9 protein-coding genes and 1 other RNA gene are annotated in these 8,424 nt (G+C 68.0%); 2 read left to right on the plus strand and 8 right to left on the minus strand.

Annotated features, from left to right (window positions below; all coding sequences use genetic code 11):
- Positions 1 to 40: 40 nt before the first annotated feature.
- The 6 genes from recR to ffs all read right to left on the minus strand — a co-directional run bounded on the left by recR (position 41) and on the right by ffs (position 3,969).
- Positions 41 to 661 (minus strand): recombination mediator RecR, encoded by a 621-nt coding sequence (recR, locus tag Q4F91_RS05875; RefSeq protein ID WP_303335591.1) that lies wholly within the window; start codon positions 659 to 661, stop codon positions 41 to 43.
- Positions 651 to 1,502: a ModD protein gene (gene modD / locus Q4F91_RS05880; RefSeq protein ID WP_303335593.1), complete on the minus strand. Its 852-nt coding sequence runs from the start codon at positions 1,500 to 1,502 to the stop codon at positions 651 to 653. Before modD ends, recR begins: the two co-directional genes overlap by 11 nt.
- Positions 1,503 to 1,654: 152 nt before the next feature.
- Positions 1,655 to 1,990, minus strand: a complete 336-nt coding sequence (locus Q4F91_RS05885; protein WP_368660976.1) for a YbaB/EbfC family nucleoid-associated protein — start codon at positions 1,988 to 1,990, stop codon at positions 1,655 to 1,657.
- Positions 1,991 to 2,013: 23 nt separating this feature from the next.
- Positions 2,014 to 2,328: a hypothetical protein gene (locus Q4F91_RS05890; RefSeq protein ID WP_303335596.1), complete on the minus strand. Its 315-nt coding sequence runs from the start codon at positions 2,326 to 2,328 to the stop codon at positions 2,014 to 2,016.
- 103 nt (positions 2,329 to 2,431) lie between these two features.
- The gene (gene dnaX, locus Q4F91_RS05895; RefSeq protein WP_303335632.1) at positions 2,432 to 3,733 is read right to left on the minus strand and encodes a DNA polymerase III subunit gamma/tau; all 1,302 of its coding nucleotides are present in this window, start codon (positions 3,731 to 3,733) and stop codon (positions 2,432 to 2,434) included.
- A 137-nt stretch (positions 3,734 to 3,870) separates the two neighbouring features.
- Positions 3,871 to 3,969, minus strand: an RNA gene (ffs, locus tag Q4F91_RS05900) — signal recognition particle sRNA small type.
- Between the two features lie 360 nt (positions 3,970 to 4,329).
- Here ffs and trxA point away from each other — a divergent pair.
- Both trxA and rho read left to right on the plus strand, forming a co-directional pair.
- Positions 4,330 to 4,650 carry a thioredoxin gene (gene trxA / locus Q4F91_RS05905; protein WP_303335635.1) on the plus strand — a complete coding sequence of 107 codons (321 nt, stop codon included), beginning with the start codon at positions 4,330 to 4,332 and terminating at the stop codon, positions 4,648 to 4,650.
- A gap of 389 nt (positions 4,651 to 5,039) precedes the next feature.
- Entirely contained in the window at positions 5,040 to 6,296 is a 1,257-nt protein-coding gene (gene rho / locus Q4F91_RS05910; protein ID WP_303335637.1) for a transcription termination factor Rho, read from the plus strand.
- Between the two features lie 83 nt (positions 6,297 to 6,379).
- Here rho and Q4F91_RS05915 read toward each other — a convergent pair whose 3' ends face one another.
- Together Q4F91_RS05915 and hemC are read right to left on the minus strand one after the other, a co-directional pair.
- Entirely contained in the window at positions 6,380 to 7,168 is a 789-nt protein-coding gene (locus Q4F91_RS05915; RefSeq protein ID WP_303335639.1) for a uroporphyrinogen-III synthase, read from the minus strand.
- A 175-nt stretch (positions 7,169 to 7,343) separates the two neighbouring features.
- Positions 7,344 to 8,276: a hydroxymethylbilane synthase gene (gene hemC / locus Q4F91_RS05920; protein ID WP_303335641.1), complete on the minus strand. Its 933-nt coding sequence runs from the start codon at positions 8,274 to 8,276 to the stop codon at positions 7,344 to 7,346.
- Positions 8,277 to 8,424: the final 148 nt, after the last annotated feature.

An 8,424-nucleotide genomic window follows, 5' to 3' on the forward strand; every position in this document is an offset into this window, starting at 1 on the left:
CTTGCGAGTTGGAGAAAAAAATCCTGTGGTTTCCGGCCTCTCAGAGGCCGCGCCGGTCCTCGACCGCGCCCGCGATCGAGGCAAGATCGGTGTACTCGATCTCGAGCCCCGAGGGGAGCCCCCTGGAGAGACGGGTGATGCGCAGGTCCGGCCAGCGCTTCTTCACCATGCTCATCAGATAGTACGCGGTTGCGTCCCCCTCGGGCGTGTAGGAGGTGGCGACGACTACCTCGCGCAGACCGTCCTCCCTGAGGCCGAGTTCGATGCGCTCGGCGAGCTCCGGGAGTCCGATCTCGCCCGGCCCCGCGTTGTCCAAGGGCGAGAGCCTTCCGGAGAGCACGAAGTAGAGCCCCGGCCAGGAGAGCGACGCGTCGAGCGCCATCTGGTCCTGGACGCTCTCCACGACGCAGATGAGCGAACGGTCGCGGGTCGCGTCCGAGCACACCGCGCAGAGCTCGTTCTCGCACCAGGTGCGGCAGAGCCGGCAGCGGCGCACGTGCATGGCGCCGTCAAGCGCCTCCCTGAGGGCCTGAAGCTTCTTCTGGCTCTCGGGGGCGAGCAGGAAGAAGGCCGCCCGCTGGGCGCTTCTCGGACCGTACCCGGGAAGCGCCTCCAGGGCGCGGATGAGCGCGGCGATCGCGGGCGACGGTTCAATCGCCATTGCCGCCCTCCAGGGACTCGAAGGCCATCTTCACATCGGCGGGCCTCGCCCAGTAGGGCCAGCTCGTGATGAGAATGTCCGCGCCCGCGCGGGCATAGGCAGCGGCATTCTCCGCGTTCACGCCGCCCGCGACCGTGAGCACGGCGCCGGGGGCCGCGGCCCGAGCCTCGCGCGCGAACGCTTCGAACACCTCGGGCGCGAAGCGCTCGCACTGGACGATGTCGGCGCCAAGCTCGAGGAAGTGCATCGCCTCGGCGGGGTCGCCCGCCTCGACGGCGATCTTGCGCTCGGGACTGCGCAGGCGCAGCGCCCGGAAGGCCGCGTCGAAGTCGCTCGCGAAGACGCGGTGCTGGTCAAAGACGAGGATCGAGTCGGAGAGACCGAGTCGGTGCACGATGCCGCCGCCCGCGAGGAGACCGGCGAGCGCGATGCGCTTTCCGCCCGGCCAGTGCTTGCGGGTGCCCGCGACCTGAACCTCCGGGCGCTCGGCGCGCGCCGCCTCGACCATCATCCGGGTGCGGCCGGCGATACCGCCCGCGTACTCCATCACGCACTGCGCCATCTTGTAGGCGGCATGAAGCGCCTTCGCCCGGCCCTCGATGATCATCACCGGGGTGCCGGCCGGGAGCACGTCGCCCTCGCGGGCGAGGAGCTCGGCGCGGGCGCCGGCGCGCTCGAAGAGCGCCGCGGCGATCTCAAGGCCGGCGGCGACGCCCTCGGCCTTCAGCTTCGCGGTGATGCGGCCGCGGGCCTCGCCGATGCCGAGTCCCTCGGTCGTGAGGTCCTCGTACGGGCAGTCCGAGAAGAGGATCGAATCGATTTCAGTGCTGTTGAGGAGCATTTATTTCCTCCGCGTCATCGCCGAGGATGAATCAAGAAAAAAGCCCCGCGGCGGGCTGCACGGGGAGTCCTCCGGGGACTCGTCCGTCAGCGCTCCGCTCAGCCGGGGCTTGCTTGCGGGGATAGGAAAAGCGGAAGGCTCCGCCTTCATCCTCAGAACGGCAGCTTCATGCCGGGGGGCAGCGGAACCGCCTGGCGCATCGCGGCCTCGCTCTTCTCGCGGCAGACCGTCTCGGCGTTGTTGATCGCGAGCACGATCAGGTCCTCGAGCATCTCGATGTCATCGGGGTCGACGACGGCCGGATCGATCGTGATCTTGCGGCACTCGTGGCCGCCCGTGATCGTGGCCTTCACGGCGCCGTTGCCGGCCTCGCCCGTGAACTCCATCGCCTTGAGCTCTTCCTGAACCTTGGCGAGCTTCTGCTGCATCTTCTGGGCCTGGGCCATCAGTCCGCCCATGCCGCCCATGCCACCACCCATGCCTCGCATGTGTTTCTCCTCGAAAAAATCTTTCAGTTCTTTTCGTCCGCGGTGAGTTCGCGGACGGACGCTTCATCCACCGTGCCGTTGAAGACACGGACGATTTCCTTGACGACCGGATCGCGCTTGAAGCGCTCGATGAGTTCCCTGCGCGCCGCGGCTGCCCGCTCGCGCTCCTCATCGGCCACGGTGCTTCCGGCCTCGGCCTCGGCGACCTCGAAGGCCACCGAGAAGGGGTGTCCCAGCCAGGCCGAGATGCGGTCCTCAAGGAGCCGGCGGTTCGCGTCCGTGAGGAGCGACTGCACGCCGAGGCGCAATTGTACGCGAGCATCCGTGAGATCCGTCACCTGGGACTGGACCGCAAGAGACTTCAGGGGGCCCGTGAGGCCCGCTCCCTCGATGATTTCCCGCCAGCTGAGAGGCGCGTCCTTGCGCGCCCCGGGGAGCGTCTCAGCCGGCGCCCTGCTCTCCCCGCCGGGAGTCTCCGGCAGGAATGTCCTCCCAGGGAGGCGGCTCCGAGGGAGCGGCCGCGGGCGCGGGCGCGGGGGCCGGCGCAGGCGCAGGAGCCGCGGCGGGAGCCGGGGCCGCCGCAGGGGCAGGCACCGCAGGACGGCCGCCGCCGTCACGGGACGGGGGCGCCGCGCGGGATCCCGCCGGCTTGAAGGCGAGCATCCTCAGCAGCGTCATCGTGAAGCCCGCGTATTCGTCCGGGGCGAGCACGAGGTCATTGCGGCCGTGCAGCGCGATCTGGTAGCAGAGCTGCACCTCCTCGGGCGAGAGGAGTCCGCAGAGCTCGGCGATCTCGGCGTAGCCGGGGTCGTCCTGGGCGACCGCGGAGGGCACGCGCTGCATGAGCGCGATCTTGTGGAGCATCGCCGCGAGGCCGCGCAGCCCCTCGCCGAAGGACGCGCTCTCGCGGAGCATGTCGTCGGCGTAGCCGATCATCTTCGGCGCGTCACCGGCGGCGAGCGCACGCAGGATGCCGGCGAGCGCGTTCTCGCTCGTAAGCCCGAGCATCTCGCGCACCGCGTGGTCCGTGACGGTGCCGCCCGCGTAGGCGATGGCCTGGTCAAGGAGCGAGAGCGCGTCGCGCATCGAACCCCTCGCGCCCTCGGCGATGAGCCTCAGGCCCGGGCGCTCGAAGCCGATCTTCTCCTCATTGAGGATGTGCTCGAGATGATCGACGATCGCCGCCGGCGTCATGTTCCTCAGCGAGAACTGCAGGCAGCGCGAGAGCACCGTGACGGGCACCTTCTGCGGATCCGTCGTCGCGAGAATGAACTTCACGTACTCGGGCGGCTCCTCGAGGGTCTTCAGCATCGCGTTGAAGGCCGTCGTCGAGAGCATGTGCACCTCGTCGATCATGTAGACCTTGAAGCGGCCCTCGGTCGGCGCGTACATCGCGCGCTCGAGGAGCTGCGTCATGTCCTCGACGGAGCGGTTCGAGGCCGCGTCCATCTCGATGTAGTCGACGAACCGGCCCTCGTCAATGGCGCGGCAGGCCTCGCAGACGCCGCAGGGATGCGCGGTCACGCCGCCCTTGCCGTCCGGGCCCTGGCAGTTGAGCGCCTTGGCGAAGATTCGCGAGATGGTGGTCTTGCCCACGCCGCGCGTGCCCGTGAAGAGGTAGGCGTGGTGCAGGCGCCCCTCGGTGAGCGCGCGCGTGATCGCGGTGACCACGTGGTCCTGTCCGACGATCGACTCGAAGTCATGGGGGCGCCATTTGCGCGCGAGTACCTGGTAGCTGCTCATCTCGAAGGGAAATCTGCGTTCTGCGACTGCGCCCGCCTTGGGCGCGGGCACAAAAAAACCTGACGTGCGCACATTCTAGCGAACGGTCAGGCGGCGGCATCCCCGGGCGGCGCGGGTGCGTTTCGAGCAGGCATGAAAATGGCGAGCCTTGTCCTCGGCACTGCGCGCACACCAGTATGGCTGCTTCGTTCCCGACCTGACCAGGTTTCCGGGGCGTGCATGCGAGGGGACCCGCCAAGTGCGTGAGTATAGGGAAGAGACAATCGTTTTGCAAAAGAATGCGTCCCTCAGGTAAAACTCCGGGGAGGAGTCCGCGCCGTGGTGCTAGTATTCACCGCAACTTCGAAGCTCTCCTTTCCCGAGGAGGGCGGCGGCTTCCTCCGGCACCGGAGACGGGCCGTGAATCACCTTTCTTCCGGAAGCACTCCCCGGAGCCCGAGCGCTCCTCCCGGGGGCCGCTTTCCCTTTCCCCATATTTCCACCGAATCCTTCACGCCCTGTCCGCCCCGAGGCGGCAGGAGGCAGTCCGCGCCACAGGTGCGCGCACCTGCCCCCCGAAGAGCGTGAGGAGACGGAAATTCCGGAGCTTTTCAGCGATGAGCGAAATCCTTCACATCACCGACGCCGACTTTGATAAGACCGTCAAGAGCGAGACCCCTGTCTTCGTGGACTTCTGGGCCACGTGGTGCGGTCCCTGCCGCATGCTCGCGCCGCGCCTCGAGGAGGCCGCCCAGACGTATGACGGCCGCGCGATCATCGCCAAGTACGACTGCGACCAGTCCTCCGGCAAGGCCGGCGAGTACGGCGTCCGCGGCATCCCGACCATCATCGCCTTCAAGAACGGCGAAGTGGTCGGCCAGCGCACCGGCGCCTGCGATCAGGCGACGCTGAACGCCTTCATCGAGCAGTACCTCTGATATCCTTCGTCTCCCGGCTCTTCCCCCTCGTGGAAGCGAGCCGATGAAGCTCCGCCTCCCCCTGTTCCTCCGGCCCGGTGCGGCCCCGGAACCGACGAGGGAGGCGAGCAGCATTTCTTTCTGCCAGAAGCGGGCCGAACGTTTTCCCGTTCGCCCCGGCCGTGAATCACGGCTCCGAGCGCCGCGGGCGGTTTCCTCCGCCCCCGCTGCAGAAGGTGCCCTCCGCAGAGGAGGGTGCGCAAATCCACAAATTCATCCCACACCTTGCTGCCGGATGACCGCCCGCGGAACAGGAGTCCGCGCGACGAGCGGCACGTTCCTCTCTCGGGCGTGCCCCGAGCTCGCACGTGCACGCCTTTTTCCCGGGGGAGTTCCTCCGGAAACACCCAATGCATCTTTCAGACCTGAAATCCCTGCACATCTCACAGCTGCTCGACATGGCCGCGGCGCTTGAGGTCGAGAACTCCCAGCGCATGCGCAAGCAGGAGCTCATGTACGCCATCCTCAAGAAGAAGGCGAAGCTCGGCGAGACGATCTACGGCGACGGCACCCTCGAGATCCTCCCCGACGGCTACGGGTTCCTCCGCTGCCCGGACACGAGCTATCTCGCGAGCACGGACGACATCTACATCTCGCCCTCGCAGATCCGCCGCTTCAACCTCCACACCGGCGACTCGATCGAGGGCGAGGTGAGGATTCCCAAGGACGGCGAGCGCTACTTCGCCCTCGTGCGCGTTGACAACGTCAACGGCCTGTCGCCCGAGGCCCTGAAGCACCGCATGCTCTTCGAGAACCTCACGCCGATCTTCCCGAACGAGCCGCTCGTCCTCGAGCGCGACATGCGCGGCGACGAGAACCTCACGGGCCGCATCATCGACATGATCGCCCCGATCGGCAAGGGCCAGCGCTCGCTGATCGTCGCCCCGCCGAAGTCCGGCAAGACGGTTCTGCTGCAGCACATCGCCCACGCGATCTCCACGAACTATCCCGACGTCGTCCTCATGGTGCTCCTCGTCAACGAGCGCCCCGAGGAAGTCACCGAGATGCAGCGCACCATCCGCGGCGAGGTGGTCGCCGCGACCTTCGACGAGCCGGCCGTGCGCCACGTGCAGGTCGCCGAGATGGTGATCGAGAAGGCGAAGCGCCTCGCCGAGTCGAAGCGCGACGTGGTCGTCCTCCTTGACTCCATCACCCGCCTCGCGCGCGCCTACAACCAGGTGATCCCGTCCTCGGGCAAGGTGCTCACGGGCGGCGTGGACGCCAACGCCCTCGAGCGCCCGAAGCGCATCTTCGGCGCGGCCCGCAAGATCGAGGAAGGCGGCTCGCTCACGATCATCGGCACCGCGCTCATCGACACGGGCTCCCGCATGGATGACGTCATCTACGAGGAGTTCAAGGGCACGGGCAACAACGAAATCCACCTCGAGCGCCGCATGGCCGAGAAGCGCGTCTACCCGGCCATCAACCTCAACCGCTCGGGCACCCGCCGCGAGGAGCTGCTCCTCAAGCCCGACGTGCTCCAGAAGGTCTGGGTGCTGCGCAAGTTCCTCTACGACATGGACGAGCTCGAGGCGATGGAATTCCTCCTCGACAAGCTCAAGGCCACGAAGACCAACGCGGAATTCTTCGACGCGATGAAGAAGTAACCGCGCGGGACATTGAAATGCAGAAGCGCCGCTCTCTCACAGGGCGGCGCTTCTCTTTTGTGCGGAAGTGACGACGAGGGGTCTCAGTCGGCCCGGAGGTTCGCGAGCACGTGCGCGCGCACGTCCTGGTCCCCGGTCTCGGTGATCTCGACGTGCCGGAAGCCGGCTTCCTTGAGGCGCGCCATCACGCGCGGATGAATCGTCACCGCCACGCCCCGGGTGAGCCACTCGCGGCCGTTCTGCACGGGGCGCACCGCGTGCATCAGCACGTCAACGGCGTCCGTGCTCGTGATGTAGACGACGGGCGAGGGACCGGACGTCGCCTGCTGAAGCTGCTGCAGATCCTGGGCCGAGAGCTCGAGCGGGACGCGCACGTAGGCGCAGAGCACCACCACGTCGCTGCCGATGCGGCGGAACTGGTCCGGGAGCCACTCGCGGCCGGTCTGGCCGCGCAGGAAGAGCACGCGCGACGGGGCGCCGTGCGCCTGCACGAGCGTCCAGAGCGCCTCGCTGCCGGACTTCTCCGCGGCGCCCTCGGGATAGATGAGCTTCACCTCGTCGCCCCAGGCCGCGCGGATCACTCGGGCCGTGCCCTCGCCCACCGTGGCGAGCGTGATGTGGGCGGGCCACTCGCGCACCCAGTGCGCCACGGCCGTCACCGAGGACGGGCTCGGGAGCACGACCATCTCGAAGTCATCGAGGTGCGCGAGGCGTTCGGCGACAATCTCCGTTTCCTCGGGGAGCTCGATCGTGAAGGCGGGCCAGCGCCAGATGTCGGCGCAGTCCGCGCTAAGCAGCTCGGCAAGGCGGTTGTTCGCCTCGCCCGGGCGCATCAGAATCACCGGACGTTGCCCGGGTGTCCCGGTTCTCATGAAAGATCCTTGCTTCGAAGAGATGCCGTCGTGCCCGGGACAGCGCCCGGACACGGGAGAAACTGGCAGCGGCCGCGTCGGGGGACGCAGTCCGTTACTTTTGTTCTTCTATGCTAACGCCCGGCGCGCACGGACGGCGGGAGCGCCGCCCGTTTGCTTGAGGCGACAGAAGGTATTACGCGCCGAGGCAGGCGGCGAGGAAGGCCTCGGCGCCCTTCGCGCGCAGATCTGCGACGACGGTCGCGGCGACGCCCTCGGGGTCCGAGAGCGGACCGCGGGCCTCGGAGGTGACCGCCTCGCCGGTGTGGTGGTTGCCGACGAGGGCGCGCAGCCAGAGCTCCCCGTTCTCGACGATCGCGTAGGCGGCGAGCGGAACCTGGCAGGAGCCGCCGAGGGCGCGCGACACGGCGCGTTCGGCGAAGCAGCAGGCGCGGGTCTCGGGGCAGTTGATGAAGGCGAGCGCCTCCTCCATCTTCCTGTCGCCCTCGCGGATCTCGATGCCGAGCGCGCCCTGGCCGGGGCTCGGCAGGCTCACCTCGGCGGGGATGATCATGCGGATGCGGTCATGGAGCTCGAGGCGCTTCAGGCCCGCGGAGGCCATCACGAGCGCGTCGTACTCACCCGCGTCAAGCTTGCGCAGGCGCGTGCCGACGTTGCCGCGGACCGGAAGAACCTGCAGGTGCGGGTAGCGCATGCGGAGCATCAGCTCGCGGCGCAGGCTCGCGGTGCCGACGCGGGCGCCGGCGGGCATCTCGTCGAGCGAGGCGTACTTCGGCGACACGAAGGCGTCGCGCGGATCCTCACGCTCGGAGACGGCGACGAGCTCGAACCCCTCGGGGAGCACCATCGGAACGTCCTTGAGCGAATGCACCGCGAGGTCGGCCTCGCCGCGCTCCATGGCCGTCTCAAGCTCCTTGACGAAGAGGCCCTTGCCGCCCACCTTCGAGAGCGTGCGGTCGAGGATCTGATCCCCGCGGGTCGTCATGCCGAGGAGGTCGACCTGGGCGCCGGGATAGCGGTCGCGCAGGAGTGCCTGGACATGCAGGGCCTGCCACATGGCAAGCGGGCTTTCGCGGGTGGCGATGACGCAGCGATCGAAATCGGACATGGTTTGTGAAGATTCCCTTGTTGTTCTGGTGAGCCGGACCGGGACAGCGCCCCTCGGACCGGATTCTGAAGCCGGAAGTTTAACGAGCCCCTATTTCCGTGGTCTTAAGGCCCGGACGGGGCGGCGAAACTTCCCCGCCCCGCGAGGT

This window comes from Sutterella sp., assembly GCF_030539355.1.
GTDB lineage: Bacteria > Pseudomonadota > Gammaproteobacteria > Burkholderiales > Burkholderiaceae_F > Sutterella.

Bases quoted from the DNA above. Each gene is read 5' to 3' on its own strand.
- recR (WP_303335591.1), bottom strand. From the start codon at position 661: ATGGCGATTGAACCGTCGCCCGCGATCGCCGCGCTCATCCGCGCCCTG.
- modD (WP_303335593.1), bottom strand. From the start codon at position 1,502: ATGCTCCTCAACAGCACTGAAATCGATTCGATCCTCTTCTCGGACTGC.
- Q4F91_RS05885 (WP_368660976.1), bottom strand. From the start codon at position 1,990: ATGCGAGGCATGGGTGGTGGCATGGGCGGCATGGGCGGACTGATGGCC.
- dnaX (WP_303335632.1), bottom strand. From the start codon at position 3,733: ATGAGCAGCTACCAGGTACTCGCGCGCAAATGGCGCCCCCATGACTTC.
- trxA (WP_303335635.1), top strand. From the start codon at position 4,330: ATGAGCGAAATCCTTCACATCACCGACGCCGACTTTGATAAGACCGTC.
- rho (WP_303335637.1), top strand. From the start codon at position 5,040: ATGCATCTTTCAGACCTGAAATCCCTGCACATCTCACAGCTGCTCGAC.
- Q4F91_RS05915 (WP_303335639.1), bottom strand. From the start codon at position 7,168: ATGAGAACCGGGACACCCGGGCAACGTCCGGTGATTCTGATGCGCCCG.
- hemC (WP_303335641.1), bottom strand. From the start codon at position 8,276: ATGTCCGATTTCGATCGCTGCGTCATCGCCACCCGCGAAAGCCCGCTT.